The sequence below is a fragment of the Candidatus Hydrogenedentota bacterium genome, assembly GCA_016791475.1.
GTDB lineage: Bacteria > Hydrogenedentota > Hydrogenedentia > Hydrogenedentales > JAEUWI01 > JAEUWI01.
Genome location: JAEUWI010000012.1, coordinates 86,656 through 102,910, shown reverse-complemented (window position 1 = coordinate 102,910; position 16,255 = coordinate 86,656). Strand labels below are relative to the sequence as shown.

Genomic DNA, 16,255 nt, shown 5'->3' with positions numbered 1-16,255 from the left:
CCGATTTCTTCGCGCAACACCAGAATACGCTCTGGATCGTTACCGTCTGCATCGACCTCAGCATGACCCTCGTAATGTACCGGCTCTTTGGCCGCCAGGGTCTCTATGCCGTGATCGTGATGAATATCATCCTCATGAACATTCAGGGCCCGAAGCTGACAACCGTCTTCGGCATGCAGACCAGCCTGGGTATGATCATATACTCCGGAATCTACTTCGCGACGGACATCCTGAGCGAGAAATACGGCAAGCGCGAGGCCAACAGGGCCGTAATGATCGGCTTTGCAACCAGCGTGGTCGTGTTCTCCATCATGTCCCTGAGCCTGCTCTTTCTACCCACCCAGGATCCCGGTAAAAGGGAATTTGCCACGTCCGTTCATGAAGCCATTGCCCTGCTCTTCGGCTTTTCGCCCCGCTTCGTTTTCGGCTCACTCCTCGCCTACTTCATCAGCCAGCATCTCGATGTATGGCTCTATCACTACCTCATGGACAAGACCCAGGGGCGGATGCTCTGGCTGCGCAACAATGTTTCCACCATGACTTCCCAGCTCGTGGATACGGTCCTCTACTCCACGATTGTATGGTGGGGCCTTTTCGATTTCGCGACCGCCGTGGAGCTGGCGGTGGCGAAATACATATTCAAGGTCGTCATCGCGGCGCTGGACACACCCTTCATCTACTGGGCCAGCTCCTGGAATGTCCGGGATCGCGACTGGGTTTCTCAGCACGCCTGAGGTGTCTCAGTCCTCACCCAGCGCCGTCTGAAACGCGTGGCGGATTTGCTCGTAGCGAAACGGCTTGTGCAGAAACGCCGCGATGGCGCGACCCGCGAAGCGCTCCTCCATTTCATGGCGGTTGAAACCGCTGCACACGATGATGGGGATGTCCTCGCGTACGCGCTGCAACTCCAGGCTGGCCTGCACGCCGTCCATCCGGGGCATGCTGAAATCGAGCAATACACAGCGGATCTCCTCGGAACGCTCCCGAAAAAGCGCCACCCCCTCCACGCCGTCGCCCGCGACCAGCACGTCAAACCCAATCCGTTCGAGCATGCGGGCGGCCAGCGAGCGAACCGCCTCCTCGTCGTCCACCAGGAGTACCGTTCCACGGCCTCGCCACCCATCCGCGCCGGAGACCGGCCTGGGATCGAGGTCATTCGCCGACTTGGCGGCCGATGGAAGCAGGACGCGGATGGTGGTCCCGGTGCCGAGCGCGCTCTCGACCATGATCGCGCCTCGATGGCCCCGGACTATACCGAGGGTGGCCGCCATGCCAAGTCCGCGTCCGGAGGCCTTTGTTGTAGAGAAAGGCTCGAATAACCTCTCCTGCGCCTCGGGGCTCATGCCATTGCCGGTATCAACAACCTCGATACAGACGTATTCGCCGGGTGGCGGGCTCTCGGGAAGACAGCTCTTGCGAAGGTCTTCCTTCGAACATGCTACGAGCCGGGTGGTGAGACGCACCGTCCCTTCACGCTCGGCGGGAATGGATTCGGCGGCGTTGGTGATAAGGTTCATCACGATTTGCTGGATTTGAGCGGAATCCCCGCGGATCAGGGGCAGCTCCGCCGCGAGATCTATATCGATTTGGGCGTTTTTCGGGAAAGACGATGCAAGCAGGCGCCCGATCTCCCCCACGAGCTGGTTGAGGTTCACCTCCCGAATCTCGAAGTGCCCGCGACCCGAATAGGCCAGCATCTGCCGCGTGAGATCGGCTGCGCGGTTGCTCGCGTCGCGGATCTCGGACACCAGCGGGCGCGCCTGGGCGTCGTCCCCGAGCACCTGGAGCGCCATGTCCGCGCTTCCGAGTATAACGGTCAGCAGGTTGTTAAAATCGTGGGCGATGCCGCCGGCGAGCACGCCCAGACTCTCCAGCTTCTGCGCGTGCCACACCTGATGCTCCAGACTGAGCCGCTCAGCCTCGGCGTGGGCGTGCCCTTTCATTTCGCTCTCCAGAGCGCGATTCGCCTGCTCCAGCTCACGGGTCCGAACACGGACCGCGCCATCCAGCCTGCGGTTGAACAACAGCAGAACGACCGCGACCAGCGCCAGAATCACCAGAGCCGCGAAAGACGATACGGCGACCCCGCGCAGCCATGCGGTGTCCGGCGCGGCGTCGGGATTGTAAATGAATCCCTCCAGCGATACATTGGGCGGCAGCAGGCCCACCTCGGCAAAGGTGTCGGCGATGTGGCGCCAGCGCCCCGGGTTCATATGACCCGGCTCGACAAATTTGTGAAGCAGCAGCGGCATCATCTGCTGGGACTCGGCCATCAGATTCTCAACCGACTTTCCGGGGGCATAGCGGTTGTGAATCAATTCCGCCATCTCCCGGGGATGCTCCATCGCGTACTCCCAGCCGCGCAGACTGGCCTCGCGGAAGGCGCGCACCCGATCCGGGTATTCCTCCAGCATGCGCTCCGAAGTGAAGAGGCAATCCCCGTAGAAATCCACGCCATAGTTCAGGGGGTGAAGGAGATTCAGGTGTTTGCCCTCCAGGGCCTTCTCATGCATGATCGTGGAGCTGTACATGCTGATGGCGTCCACCTCGCCACTCGCGAGCGCGGCGGCGGTGAACGCATGATCCACAAATCGCACCTGCTCCAGCGGCACCCCCTCGTTCAGCAGCATGGCCAGGATCTCCGCATTGCTGGACGGACGCAGCATCACGGACCGCCCGACCAGATCGTGGGGCGAGGCAATCGGAGTCCCTTCGAGCGAGGCGACCACATAGGGCGAGTGCTGATAAATGGCGGCCAGAACGACCACCGGCGCTCCGGCGTTTCGGCGAAGCAGCAGGTCGGGCAATTCCACGCCGAAATCGGCCGCCCCCGAAACAACCCGCTCGATAAAGTCCGTGCCCGACTGCCCTTCTTCCAGTTCCACCTCAAGCCCGGACTCCCGATAGAACCCCTTCTCCACCGCGGCATAAAAGCCGGCAAACTGGAACTGGTGGGACCACTTCAACTGCAAACGAACGCGGACCGGACTGACTTCTTCGCCGACTGCGCAGCGCGAACCGGTCCACGCGGCGAGTGAGGCAAGGCAGCAGACCAAGCTCAAGAAGCCGCCCTTCACCCGCGAGCCGTTTTTCATGTCAAAGCGCCCCGCCGGAATGTCGCCGTATCGACGCAACGCAACCGCAGTACCCCTGGAACTCGCGGATAGGGGATAAACATCACAACCGGAAACCTTTCTGCTACTGCGGGCACGGCCCAACCTTGACGCGACGCTCACCAGTATACCCCTTCCCGTAAAGGGGTTGATACCCGGACCGGTCAAGCATCGGGTCCTGAAATGAAAATAGCCCGACCGTTGGAGTACTATCGGGGAGGACGAGTTGGGAAACGAGTCAAACTTCGACCGGCCATGAGCTGCGTCCGGCGAGGTGAACGGGGAGAAAAGACCTTATGAGTGATGGATATTATCCGGGGATTCCCACACCGCGAAAACGCGACACGGGATTGTTGCCGCCCTACATCGAAGCCGCGCTGTTTCTCCTGTGCGGCATGATCATTGGCGGCGGGGCCACCGTACTCCTGATGGACCGATCGTTTCAGCGGATGGTATCCGAACCCGATCGCTTACAGACTAATTTGCTGGAACGAATGGAAGCCCGGCTGAGCCTTTCCGAAGCGCAGCGTGAAGTCGCCGCCGCAATCGTGGAGAAGCACTTCGAGGCGCTGGAAGGCATCCGAGTCGAAGTACAACCCGAAGTCAAGCGGACGCTGGACACCCTGCGCGACGAAGTTTCCGCCATCCTGAACGATTCGCAACGTCAGATCTGGGAACGCCGCTTCGAGGAAGTACGCGACAAATGGCAGCCGGGCCCGTTCACGCCGCCGGCGGACGCGCAGGCCAGCTCGCTCCCGGAAAGCGGCCCCCCCCAATCTCCCTGATCCCCATTGGCGTTACGTTCACATCTATCGGACATCAAAGGTCGCGGCGACGAATGGAGTCCAGGCGCAAGGCGGGTTCGATCTGGAGCGAGTCGAAATGGATAGAAAACAGAGCGCATAGCACCTCCGCAGCAATAAGGATCACGGTCTCGCGCTATCGAGTGATTGGCTACAGGGGTACCTGGACCGCTTGCAATGCACACCCCAACGGTGTATACTCTCTTCTATTGGCAGCAATCGCCCCTTCAGGGGCCTGCATCGTAGCGGGAACTTCTCCCGCAGTTGCTCAACTTTCTCCCCGGTTTCCACTCCCTCCGAGTCCCCCCGCGTATTTAGCTGAGCAAATAACCCTCAGCGGCCGCGACGTTTTTGAGCATCCCGGCCCACAAACGAAAGGGACTTTTGTGTCCTTCGAAGAATTCGACCTTCCCGTACCATGCCTGCACGTTCTCCAGCAGAGCGGCATCAGCAAACCCACCCCCATTCAGGAGCAGACCTACCTTTCCGCTCAAGGTGGTGACGACATCCTCGGCATCGCACAGACCGGCACGGGCAAGACCCTGGCCTTCAGCCTGCCGACCGTGTGTGAACTGGCAAAGACCAAGCCCGGCCCGAGCCGCATGCTCGTGCTTACGCCAACGCGCGAACTGGCCGTGCAGGTCCACTCCGTCATCGAACCCCTGGCAAAGGCCATGAAGCTGCGCAGCACCTGCGTCTATGGCGGCGTGGGCATGCAGCCCCAGATTAACGCCCTCCGTCGCGGCGCGGATATTATAATCGCCACGCCCGGTCGCCTGCTGGATCACATCCAGCAGAAGACCGTCCGCTTCAACGGCCTCTCGATCCTCGTCTTTGACGAAGCCGATCGCATGCTGGACATGGGCTTCCTGCCCGACATCCGTCGGATCGTCTCCGTGCTGCCTAAAGACCGCCAGACGCTCATGTTCTCGGCCACCTTTCCCCCGGAAATGGCGAAACTGACCAAAGAATTTCAGCGCGACCCGAAGCGGATCGAAGTTGGCGTAATTTCCACGCCCGTCGACGCGGTCACCCAGCATATGTATACGGTGCGCACGGAAGACAAATCCCAGTTGCTCGCGGACGTGCTTGATCGGCCCGAGGTCACTTCGGCAATCGTTTTCATTCGCACCAAATACCGCGCCGATCGCGTCGCCAAGCAGTTGAAGCGGGACGGATTCAAGGCCCAGCCCATTCACGGCGGGCGCTCCCAGAATCAGCGCCAGAACGCGCTGGACGACTTCAAAGCGGGCAAGTGCAACATCCTTGTCGCAACGGACGTGGCGGCCCGCGGCATCGACATCCAGGGCGTCACACACGTTATCAATTTCGACATTCCCGGCCAGTACGACGACTACGTTCACCGAATCGGCCGCACCGCCCGCGCGAAAGCCAAGGGTGACGCGATAACCTTCGTGAGCGCGGACAACGCGAAGGAACTGGCGGCGATTGAAAATGGCATGGGCAAGCCCATTCCCGAAGTCGAGTGGAGCGGCTCCATACCGGTACCCCGACTTTCCCGTGCCAAGGGAGCGAAGTCGCCGCAACCCAAGGTAACGGTGAATCGCGCCGAAGTCGGCGCCGACCGTGTTTCGGGCGGTGGAGAACGTCGCGGTGCCCAAGGTGGCCGCAACCGCAATGACAACCACCGAAACGGCAGCCATGGCGGCGGTCGCAACGGCGAACACCGGGACGGCGGTTACGGCGGAAGCCGGGGCGCGGGCGACAGTCGTGGCGCGGGCAACGGCGCCGGCGCACCGAAACGCGCGCAGAGCGACGGCGCAAACCGCCAGGGCGGGCACAACCCCAATCGCGGTGCGCAAAGCGGCTCTCACACCAGCGCCTCCTCCAGCGAGGCCGGCGGCAACGGCGGCAAGCGCCGGAACCGTCCCCGCCGCAACCGTGGCGGGGCCCGAGTGGCCTGAGCCTGATTAACAGCAAGTTCGAAGCGGGTCTTCCTTCGGGGAAGACCCGTTTCTCATTTTTCCCATTGCCCAGGATCGGGCGGTCGCATCAGAACCACCCAGCGACAAACCTCCGTCGGACCTACTCCAGCTTCAGCCCTTCCTGGCGTCCAGTGAGCGCGGCCACCGCCCTGGGATAGGCCAGCTCGCGCTCGGAAAGCTCGCCCGCCAAGCGCGCCTTGCCAAAACCGATCAGCCCGTCGATGTGGATGGGCGCGGCCACGGCCAGCGCGATGATCTGTGGAACGTCCGCGACGTCCAGCACGCTGGGAAGTGAGAGCAGAATGGACTGAGGCTGGTCGTTCTCCAGATAGTACCGATAGCTTGCGAGCAGGTTCTGAAGCTCCAGGCGCTCAAAGGGCGCTTCAAGGGCGGCGGCATACAGCGCCAGCAGGGCGCCATCACCCTCGCCGTTTGCCTGTACCGTCACCTGCGCGCCATTCCGATGGGAAAGCCAACGCGCGGCCTGGACCACATCCCACACTTGCTGGGCGAAGAGCGCTCTGCCCATCACGATTCCACCGCTCACAAGCTGATTGAGATTTCGCGCGCTTTCTCCCGATCCCCTGGGATCGATCACCAATACGGTCCCGTTGCGTGCGGCGGCGGCCGCGCGACCATCACGCAGCGCAGCGCCACGGCTCTCAAATCCCCCAACAAACAGCGATGCTACATCGGACGCGGCCCCGTCCACCGGGGTGGCGAGGGTCGCACCGATTTCGAAGCCGGGCTCCACCATCAGGGCGAGCACTTCGACGCGTAGCCCCTCCCACTCAAAGATGTTTACGGTGCGGGCGGTGGGCTCGAAGGGCTTGGGCCTACCCCCCATGATCGCCCAGAGTTCCTCCCGCCATTGCGGCGCGCGCAACTCCCACGCCTTAGAATCCGACGGCGCCGCCGCGTACGTCCCGATCTGCTCACGGGCCAGTTGCTGATTCAAGGTTATAACCGTCTCGGCGCCTTCCGGCATCGAGCCGCTCTTGAATGCCTTCAAATCGGGCGAATCGGGTGCCTCCGCAACGATGCCTGTTTCAGGGATGGCTTCTTTCCTCTCCTGTCCTGTAAGCCAATGACTCAGCCAGCCCGCGCCCGCCTCGCGCAGGGGCTGACTCCAGCCGTGTGGCAAGGGTGCCTCCACGGCGTCGATGTGGTCGGGCGCCCCATGCAACGCGTATATCGCGCCGGCGCGCCGGATCGTATCGCGCACGCCATCGATGGGAAAGATTTTGTCTTCCGTACCGTTACCGGCCAGAAAAGCCCGCGGCGCATTGAGCCCAATGATCTCGAACTGCTCCATTTTCCGCGTGATGCCCGGCAGGTGATTGCAGATGCAGTGATTGCCCCCTTTTTCGATCCATTGGTCGTAGGAGCAGACGAAGCAGAACGAGGCCCCCGCCTTGATGCGTTCATCCAGCGGCATGGCGTAGAACACCAGTTCGCCGCCCCCGGAGTTGCCCGCGATGCCGATGCGCGATGCATCCACATCCGCTCGGGAGACCAGATAGTCCACCGCGCGGATCGCATCCCACACGATACGTCCTTCGTTCGTCTGGCCGACCAGCAGGGAGCCATAGCCCAGGTCATGGGCGAAACCAGGCAGCTTGCGCTCGCCCTGACCGATGGGGTCGAAAGCCAGCACGATCATACCCTGTTTCACCAGACTCAATTGCCCGAGCTGGTACAGATCGTGGTTTTTTCCGTGGTCCATGGCGTGGCCCGCCGCCACCACAACGGCGGGGGCTGGAAGCTCGATTCCCTCGGGAATATACACATTGGCCGAAACATAAAATCCCGGCCGGCTTTCATACACCACATTCTCCACGCGATAAAACGCGCGCTGCGCCCGACCCGTTACGCGGGCATTGAGGGGCGTTCTCGGGGGCAGAGGCGCGAGGCCCAGCCCCCGCGCAAGATCCCGCTTCAAGGCGGGCACGCGCGCCAGCCAGGCCTCCCGCGACTCGGGGTCGCTCCGCTGGCGCAGCGATGCCTGGGCGCCTTCGATAAGAAAGCGCAGCGGGTCCGCGGTCCCCACCAGTCCATCGGGAAAGGCCAGCCACGCCCGCTCATCTCCGGTGTCCGGAGCATCTTCGGCCGCCGGAACGACCGGCGCGGAAAAGACGAACAGGAACAGGCACACGAGCGGATTAATCTTCATGAAAATACCTTCAGGGGTCGAGCCGGGACGCCTCACGGCGCACCGGCTATGTGTTCAGGCCCGCCAGTGAAGCGAGCCGCTTGATCTCCTCCGAGAGCGTCCGGGCGCTCACCGGTTTTCGGAGAAAGACACGCCGGGGATCGGCATTCTCTGCCATAGTCTGCTCAAAAGTATCGCCGTAGCCCGAGCAGAATACCACCGGTAGGTCGGGACGGATCTCGAGTATGGCCCCGGCCAGTTCGATGCCGTTCATTTCCGGCATGGTCAAATCCGTGACCAGTATGTCGAAAGAGGCCGGTGCATTGCGCAGCGCCTCCAGCGCCGCGCGACTGCTCGTATAACCCGAAACATGAAAGCCGAAACGCTCCAGGATTCGACGCATGCTGTCCACGATCTGCGCTTCGTCGTCCGCGTACAGCACGCGCAACTTCGCCGCACTTTCTTCCTCCGATGTCGCAACCGCCTTCCCGGTCTCCGCAGGACCCGCCACGGGCACAGCGCCCGGGGACGCCGGAAGGAGGATCGTGAACGTGGCGCCGTTGCCGGGCGAGCTCTCCGCGAAAATCACGCCTTTGTGATTCTCGACGATGCCGTGAACCGTGGCGAGGCCGAGCCCGGTGCCCGTGCCTATTTCGCGGGTGGAGAAATAGGGATCGAAAATGCGCTCCAGGGTCTTCCCATCCATGCCGACGCCGCTGTCCCTCACCCGCAGGCGCATATGCGGCCCAGGCTGAAGAAGGGGCCAGCGCTGGAGGTCCGATTCGGACACGTCCACGGCCTCATAGCGGATGTCGAGACTGCCCCCGGCCCGAAGTGCGTGCAGGGCGTTCGACGCCAGGTTCATCAGCACCTGATGGATCTGCGTGGGATCCGCGCAGACTTCATGCTGCAAATCGCCGAAGACCACCCCCAGGCGTATGCCCTCCGGAAGAGAGCCCCGTACGAGCGCGGCCACTTCCTCGATCACGGGCCTGAGTAGCATCGGGCGACGGTCCACCGCGGCCTGCCGTCCGAAGGCCAGGATGTGCGATACCAGATTGGCGGCCCGATGGCTCGCACGCTCGATTTCGTCCAGACAGACGGTCACTTCGCCCGGATTCGCCGTATTTCTACGCGCGAGGGTCGCATAGCCCAGCAGCGATTGTAGAATGTTGTTGAAATCGTGGGCAATGCCCCCGGCAAGCCGGCCCACGGCCTCCAACTTGTGCGCCTGCTGAAGCTGGGACTGGAGTTCGGCCTCGTGGGTGATGTCCCGCTGGATGTACACAAAACTGGTCACCGCGCCGTTCGGATCGCGCACGGGCGAAAGCGACGCGACCACGTGGGTGGGGCGCCCGTTGCGGCCATCAATGAGGCCGGACCCGCGCCAGGGAAGTGCGCCCGCAACAGCCCCCTCGACCTCCAGGATGCTCTCCGGATCGGCCCCATTGGCCCGGAGGAAATCGCCGAGAGAGCCATCCGTCGCGCTCACACCCGCCGCGGGATTCACATAGAGAATCTCCCCCCGAACCCCCGCAATGACCACCCCCTCCTCCGCCTGATCGATGGCGGCGGAAAGGCGCAGCCGGGCCTCTTCGGCCTCGTGCCGCTCGGTCATGTCGACGGCGGCGATGCGAAACATGACGAAGGACCCGCGCTCGTCGTACACGCCGTCCACATACAGCACCGTACGGATGACAACACCATCCGCCCGCAGCAGGGGCAATTCCTCGCCTCGGACCCGCTCCCCGCGCTGAACGGCATCGAAGCACAGCCGGGCCCGGGTGCGCGGCTCGCTGTCCTCCGGCAGCAAATCATAGAGGCTCGCGCCGACCAACCGGTCCTGTGCCCGGCCCGTGATGACTTCCGCAACCCGGTTGGCCCGTTCGATCACCGCGTCGGAACCAACGGAGAAATACGCCACGGGGGCCTGCTCGAAGAGGTCCTGAAACTGCTGCTGACTCGACTCCAGGGCGCGCTTCCGCTGGATCAATCGCCGCTCGAAACCCGAGAGCAGCAGAGCCACGAGAAGCCCCACCGGCAGGATGAGATGGTGCGCGGCAAAGCGCTGCTGCAGCACGTATGCCGGCGAGGGCGCCAGATAGAACCGCCAGGGCAGATCGGCAACGTCCACGGACTGCACCGCGACGCCCGGACCGCCGAGAAAATCGGGCGAAGCATCCACGGGATAGACAAGCTCCCCGTTGGCCTCCCGTATGGCGAACTGGAAGCGCTGATTCACCTGCAGACGGCCGAGACAGGTGTCGATGAGTTCGTTGACCCGGAATACGGCATTCACATAACCCAGGAGCTGGCCATCATCGCTGAAGATCGGGCGGTAGGTCGCAAAGCCGCGCCCCCCCTGCAACAATTCAATACGTGCCGGTGTCCGCACCAGCCGGCGTTCCCGCCCGGCCCGATCCAGGGCATCGCGCACCTCCGCGCTCGGGTGCGCCCGAAGATTGGCGTTCAGCGCCGAAGCATTGCGCTCCGAAGGCACCACCACGCGAATGACCTGCTCCGGATCGATCCAGTTAATCGCCTGAAACCCGGGAAAGCGGCGGATGAATTCTCCCGCGTCCCGCTCAAAATGCGCATCGTCGGAGGCGTACTCCCCCGCCCAGTTCTCCGCCAGAAAAGAAGACAGCGCCAGCCTATCCTCCATCCAGTCCGACAGGCGCCTCGCGACCTGCTCGGCCGTAACCTGCGTCTCCAGCGCCAACCGACCACGATGGCTCCGCTCCTCAATCCACCAAAGCGCAACGGCCAATGCAAAGGAAAGGGCAAAGACCACCGCGGGTCGGCCCCAATGGAGTTTGGAAGTCTCGTCTGTCGGCTGCACCTTCATGAATCGCGGCAGCGCCACCTTTCCCCGGAACGGCATCGCTTCTCACGAGCCTCGGCACACTGGAATCATGGACACGCCGGAACTTCGCCTGCGCCCACCACAGCAATTCTAGCGGATCCGAAACGGTTTTGCACGCGGGGGGATCGACCGGGGCGGGCAAACCGGCACTGGCCCACTGGGAATAGTACGAATCCTCCGTGGGAAGGGCCTGCACGCGCAATGCCGCATATTCACAGGGCGCGCAGTCAGCCACCACACGATCAGCAGAAATCGGTGGCTCCATTTCTCCGCTATCTATCTCCCGCATAATGCGGAGGGCGAGGCCTTCAGGTTGCTCCGGAGCCCCGACCGTTGACAAGATAGGTAACTACATAAGAATTCAGTCTTGCCGCCTTTGGACGGAGTGTGCTAGAATTTGGACAGTGGATATCCAATTTTAAGGGCAAAATTGGGTTGGAATGTCCGCGGAACCTTCGCACGGGGAGTGCGACGGACCGTAACACCTTCGGGGAACGCTGATGTCGCCTTTCTGGACGACAGCATCGCCTGTAAACATGGTTCTGCTCCATTCTATCCGTTTTTTGTCGAGTTTTCTCCGATGAACGCGGAATCAGCAGGAGACATATTGGGCGCCTACCGGCTTCTCAGGGTCGTTGGATCCGGGGGAATGGGCGTAGTCCACGAGGCGTGGGACACCCGGCTGGATCGGCGCGTGGCCCTGAAGCTTCTGCATCCCCACCTGCTCCAGAATGCGAATGCGCGGGCAAGGTTTGAGCGGGAGGCAAAGAAATCCGCCCGGATTGAGCATCCCAACGTGGTGCGAATCTATCGCGTCGACAGACATGCACGCGGAATTGCCATCGAAATGCAGTTCGTTGAAGGCACCCCGCTGAGTGCGCTGCTTCGGTCCGGCCCCTTACCCCCCACACAGGCGGCAGACCTACTGGGGCAATTACTGGAGGCCTTGCAGGCCTGCCATGATCAGGGTATAGTTCACTGCGACCTGAAGCCGGGCAATCTTGTTGTCGATCGCGCTGGTCACCTCGTGCTCACCGACTTCGGTATCGCGCGGGCGCTTTACGATGGGAATCTCGATGGCGGTGCGCCGGATCCGGTCTCGGGGCCCCTGTGGGGAACGCCGCAGTATACGCCTCCGGAAGCATGGCGCGGCGGCCCCGTTTCCCCTAAATGGGATCTCTTTGCGGCCGGCGTAATTGTGTATGAGGCGCTTACCGGCACCGCACCGTTTCATGGCCCAACCCCGCTGGCCACCATGCACGCCATACTTTCTACGACGCTTCCTTCGCTGAAATCACTTCGCGCGGATATTTCGGGCGAATTCTCCGATCTGATTGACTCCCTCCTCGCGCGGGACGCAGAGGGGCGCCCGTCCAGTGCAGCGACGGCCCTCGAAGCCTTGCGCGGTGCTCCGGAGTCTTGTCTCTACCGCGGCGACACAACAGAACTCGACCGCCCACGATTGCCTGTTGCCCTTCCGGACAACCCGCCTGTCCTGCCTGCCTCCAGGGGAACCAGCCCCTGGGAACGATGGGGCCCCACCTGCTCTCCGTGCTGTTGCCGGTCACGGTGGGCCTGCTGCTGATTGTCCTCGCTTCGGGCTCCGTCCGAAAAGCGGACACCGTGTTGGGCGGCGTTATGCCCCAAGCGAACGATCCGATGGTATCGGAATTGCTCGTCGTCGGGAACGAGGCGGTTTTCTCCGCCGACGACGGGGTTCATGGGCGCGAGCCGTGGTTCGTGGATCTTCACGGCAATACCAGCATGGTGCAAGACTTGGCGCCTGGCCCCGACTCCAGCAATCCCCGGCATTTCCGAATGCGCGGTCTAGGCGACTTCGTATTCAGTGCGAGCACCCCGGTTAGTGGTGAGGAACTTTGGCTGGGCAGCATCAGCAGTGACCTGTGTACCGTCGAATTGATTAAGGACATCATCCCAGGCCCCATGGGAAGCGAACCCATCGTTGTCGGGTCGAGTGATGCACTGATCTTGTTCTACGCCACGACCTTAACCGCCGGTCGGGAACTGTGGTGTACCAATGCCGTGAGTGCGCAGCAAACCGCCATGGTGTCCGATTTCTATGCCGGCGTTCAGAGTTCACTGCCCATGTCGCCAACGGTGCTGCCAGACACCGAAGGCGCGTATGTTGTCGCCTATGCCGATGCGGTGCGCGGTTGCTTACTTTTTCGCTACGACTATGCAACAGGCGCAATTCGCACGCTGGTCGATGTGGAAGATGGCGCCGGCGCCATGACAGAGCTCGGCGCCAGCCTGATTTTTGCGAACTCCGATTCCGCCCACGGTTGGGAGCTGTGGCACTATGAGAAAGATACCGGGGAATTCGGCGTGCTCCTGGATCTGGAGCCCGGCACAGAATCCGCCGGGCCCTCTCAGTTTTTCACCTGGCGAGAGCGCGTACTTTTTCAGGCTTCCACTCAAGAATATGGCAAGGAGCTGTGGATCACCGACGGGACGGCCGCAGGAACCCGGTTGCTCTCCGACATCAACCCAGGCCCCCATGACAGCGACCCCTATGGCTTCGTTGCCGCCGGTGATCACGTGTTCTTTCGTGCGAAAGACGACACGTGCGGGCAGGAACTCTGGGTTACGGATGGCACCCCATCCGGCACACGTCGTGTTGTCGACTTGATGCCCGGCCCGGGTTCGGGAGACCCCTACAATCTCGTTGCCTATGGGCAGGGACTCTATTTCTCGGCGGACGATGGCGCCACGGGCGAAGAGCTGTGGTGGGCCCGACTCGTGGATGGAGAATGGCATACCGAGCAAGTGGCCGATCTCTACCCCGGACTTGAAGGTTCGGAACCGACGAACCTCCAGTTTACGACGGGCGGCCAGGGCTACTTCCTGGCCCGAAGCCCAGCCGAGGGACGAACGGTTTTTACATTTCTCCCCGGCTCTACAGAGGGGCGGGAGAAGGTTGTTCCTGTGCAGATGAGATTGGAGACGCCGTGAGTGCTTCAGATCTGAAGAAGGCGGACCGTCCGATGCCGATGACCACCGGGCACTGCGTTCGCATGATATGCGGTCCACTCGTGGGAAAGACCTGGGTACTTTCCGATGGGGAGAACCTGCTTGGAAGAAGCATCGGTTGTCACATCCGGCTGGATGACCCCCATGTCTCTCGCGTGCAGTGCGAGCTCCATCAACACCCGGAGGGCTTGCTCCTGCGCAGTGTGGGCAAGAGAAACCCTACCTGCGTCAATGGCATCCCCGTCGAAGAGACCCTCCTCGCGCCGGGGGACATCGTCTCCTTTGCCACCTCCAGCCTGATTCTGGATCGCGCCAGTTCCGTTTCCACCACGTCAGGGCCGCGTGATGGCCGCACCACCCAGTCCATCGACGAAGTGGTTCATATTCGCCAGGATTTCGATCACGGGGCCTACGCGCAGGACGCCAGTCTGACCGCCGACCTCCACCTCCTGGTGACCCTGCTGCGTTCCCTGGGCCGCGCCGATACCCTGGAGAGCGTGGTCACCCTGCTGATGAATCATTTGCGCGAACGATTGAAAGCCTCGCACCTTTGGGTGGGGTGGCGTTTCCACTCCCAGGACGAGATCGTGCTCTATCCGCCAGCAACCCCCGAGGAGACCCGCGCCGCGCCCTTCAGCATCATGGAAGAAGCCTGCGCCGAAGCCACCGGCGTCATGAGACCGGGTAGCGCCCCATCCCTTGATCATTGCTTTGCGGCCGCACCACTGCTCCATGGCGGCGATCCCTTCGGGGCCATCGCAGTGCGGCGACTGGCCACCCAGGGCGCCTTCACCGAAAATGACCTGCACTATCTCGTGGCCGTCGCGGAGTGCTCGGCCCCCCTGATTCGCGCGGCGGAGCGCCTGGAGCAGATGCAGCGCGACTCGCAACACCAGACGCCGCTGGCCGCCGGAGCCAACCTTGCCTCCGCCACCAGCCAGGCCACCTTAACCTTGAATCGCGAAATCCGCCGGGCGGCCGTGGCCCGTGTCAACGTGGTTGTGCAGGGCGAAACGGGCGTGGGCAAAGAACTTGCCGCGCGCATGCTCCACGACCTGAGCGCCCGGCATCAAGGGCCCTATGTGGTGGTGAACAGCGCGTCGCTCTCGCCGGAAATGTTTGAAAGCGAGATGTTCGGCCACGAGCGCGGCGCCTTCACCGGGGCGACCCACCGCAGAAAGGGCCTCTTTGAACTGGCCCACGGCGGCACGCTCTTTCTCGACGAGATAACCGAGCTGAGTCTGGCGAACCAGGCCCACCTCCTGCGGGTCGTTGAGACCGGCATCTTCCGCCCGGTCGGGTCGGAGAAGGAACTTCGGGTAGACGTGCGCATTGTCTGCGCCACGAACCGCCCCTTGCCGGACAAGAGCCAGACCTACTTTCGCACCGATCTCTACCATCGCCTGGCCGGGATCATCATTCGGATCAAGCCCCTGCGCGAGCGCAAGGGCGAGATTGCGACCCTCGCCACCCATTTTCTCAGTCTCAACGCGCCCCACACGCAGATGCACCCCAAAGGCTTCACCCAGGAAGCCATGGACAAACTGATGGCCTATGACTGGCCGGGCAACATTCGTGAACTGCGGAACGTCGTGGAGCGGGCCTGCTTCATGACCCAGTCGGAGTACCTTTCCAGCAGCGACCTCTGCATCGAGGACAATGCCCCCCTGCCCGCCCCCGAAACCGCACCGGGCATTGTCTCGCTGGACGACCTGGAGCGCCAGCACCTCCTCGCTATGCTCCGCCGTCACGGCAACTCCGTGGTTAAAGTCGCCACCGCCCTGGGGCTCTCCCGCAGTGCGCTCTATTACAAGCTCGCCCGCCACGACATAAAGCCGCGACAGGCCGCTGATTGAGTCTGGTCAGACTCGCTCGTCGCCCCTGAATCCAAGCTATTCCACCGGCTCTGCCGTTCCGCCGTTACATTGGTCGCAGTGACAACGCGGGGGACATGAATTGCGTCGGGTTCCGCACGCTGGAACCCGTATTAGCTCCGCAGGAGCGGCAGTCAATAGCCCGGGGCGTAAGCCCCGGGTCGACGTTCCGCAATTCGTTTGAATCCGCGAAGCGGATGGTAGAGCAATACGACGCGGATTTGCCATCCGCTTCGCGGATTCATCGCTACGTTGCCAAGGTTCCTGGGGCTTACGCCCCAGGCTATTGACTGCCATCCGCTTCGCGGATTGGTAACGTTGCGGTCCTGAGTAGCACGCCAGAAATTGAGTCGCGCGCTTCACCCGGATGAACCCCATAGATCTTGGTGAGCGGAACGTATACCTGGACTAACCGGCCTCTTTCAGGGGCCTTTCTCATAGCACCCGTTCTACCGGTGGTCACTGATTTCGCCGGGCCGACCGGAAGACACGCCTGCAGAAAACAACCCC

Annotated in this window: 9 protein-coding genes; 6 read left to right on the top strand and 3 right to left on the bottom strand. The window is 62.4% G+C overall.

Going from position 1 to position 16,255, the window contains the following annotated elements:
* The first annotated feature begins 62 nt into the window (after positions 1-62).
* Positions 63-734: a queuosine precursor transporter gene (locus tag JNK74_08635; GenBank protein ID MBL7646238.1), complete on the top strand. Its 672-nt coding sequence runs from the start codon at positions 63-65 to the stop codon at positions 732-734.
* A 6-nt stretch (positions 735-740) separates the two neighbouring features.
* Here the strand turns inward: JNK74_08635 and JNK74_08630 are convergent, their stop codons facing one another.
* The gene (locus JNK74_08630) at positions 741-3,095 is read right to left on the bottom strand and encodes an ABC transporter substrate-binding protein (protein MBL7646237.1); all 2,355 of its coding nucleotides are present in this window, start codon (positions 3,093-3,095) and stop codon (positions 741-743) included.
* Between the two features lie 314 nt (positions 3,096-3,409).
* On the opposite strand from JNK74_08630, the gene JNK74_08625 reads away from it, so the two are divergent.
* Positions 3,410-3,898: a hypothetical protein gene (locus JNK74_08625; GenBank protein ID MBL7646236.1), complete on the top strand. Its 489-nt coding sequence runs from the start codon at positions 3,410-3,412 to the stop codon at positions 3,896-3,898.
* A gap of 404 nt (positions 3,899-4,302) precedes the next feature.
* Entirely contained in the window at positions 4,303-5,841 is a 1,539-nt protein-coding gene (locus JNK74_08620) for a DEAD/DEAH box helicase (GenBank protein MBL7646235.1), read from the top strand.
* Positions 5,842-5,962: 121 nt separating this feature from the next.
* On the opposite strand, the gene JNK74_08615 is transcribed toward JNK74_08620, so the two are convergent.
* Together JNK74_08615 and JNK74_08610 are read right to left on the bottom strand one after the other, a co-directional pair.
* Positions 5,963-8,035 (bottom strand): acetylxylan esterase, encoded by a 2,073-nt coding sequence (locus JNK74_08615; protein ID MBL7646234.1) that lies wholly within the window; start codon positions 8,033-8,035, stop codon positions 5,963-5,965.
* Between the two features lie 46 nt (positions 8,036-8,081).
* On the bottom strand, positions 8,082-10,898 hold the full coding sequence (locus tag JNK74_08610; GenBank protein ID MBL7646233.1) for a PAS domain S-box protein: 2,817 nt from the start codon (positions 10,896-10,898) through the stop codon (positions 8,082-8,084).
* Positions 10,899-11,529: 631 nt separating this feature from the next.
* Here JNK74_08610 and JNK74_08605 point away from each other — a divergent pair.
* The 3 genes from JNK74_08605 to JNK74_08595 are packed head-to-tail and all read left to right on the top strand — an operon-like array spanning position 11,530 to position 15,727.
* Positions 11,530-12,465, top strand: coding sequence for a serine/threonine protein kinase (locus tag JNK74_08605; protein MBL7646232.1), 936 nt, complete (start codon positions 11,530-11,532; stop codon positions 12,463-12,465).
* The gene (locus JNK74_08600) at positions 12,411-13,853 is read left to right on the top strand and encodes a hypothetical protein (protein ID MBL7646231.1); all 1,443 of its coding nucleotides are present in this window, start codon (positions 12,411-12,413) and stop codon (positions 13,851-13,853) included. Before JNK74_08605 ends, JNK74_08600 begins: the two co-directional genes overlap by 55 nt.
* On the top strand, positions 13,850-15,727 hold the full coding sequence (locus tag JNK74_08595) for a sigma 54-interacting transcriptional regulator (protein MBL7646230.1): 1,878 nt from the start codon (positions 13,850-13,852) through the stop codon (positions 15,725-15,727). Before JNK74_08600 ends, JNK74_08595 begins: the two co-directional genes overlap by 4 nt.
* Positions 15,728-16,255: the final 528 nt, after the last annotated feature.

Excerpts from the sequence above, each read along its gene's own strand:
- JNK74_08635 (MBL7646238.1), top strand. The coding sequence starts at position 63 with ATGACCCTCGTAATGTACCGGCTCTTTGGCCGCCAGGGTCTCTATGCC.
- JNK74_08630 (MBL7646237.1), bottom strand. The coding sequence starts at position 3,095 with ATGAAAAACGGCTCGCGGGTGAAGGGCGGCTTCTTGAGCTTGGTCTGC.
- JNK74_08625 (MBL7646236.1), top strand. The coding sequence starts at position 3,410 with ATGAGTGATGGATATTATCCGGGGATTCCCACACCGCGAAAACGCGAC.
- JNK74_08615 (MBL7646234.1), bottom strand. The coding sequence starts at position 8,035 with ATGAAGATTAATCCGCTCGTGTGCCTGTTCCTGTTCGTCTTTTCCGCG.
- JNK74_08610 (MBL7646233.1), bottom strand. The coding sequence starts at position 10,898 with ATGCCGTTCCGGGGAAAGGTGGCGCTGCCGCGATTCATGAAGGTGCAG.
- JNK74_08605 (MBL7646232.1), top strand. The coding sequence starts at position 11,530 with ATGGGCGTAGTCCACGAGGCGTGGGACACCCGGCTGGATCGGCGCGTG.
- JNK74_08600 (MBL7646231.1), top strand. The coding sequence starts at position 12,411 with ATGGGGCCCCACCTGCTCTCCGTGCTGTTGCCGGTCACGGTGGGCCTG.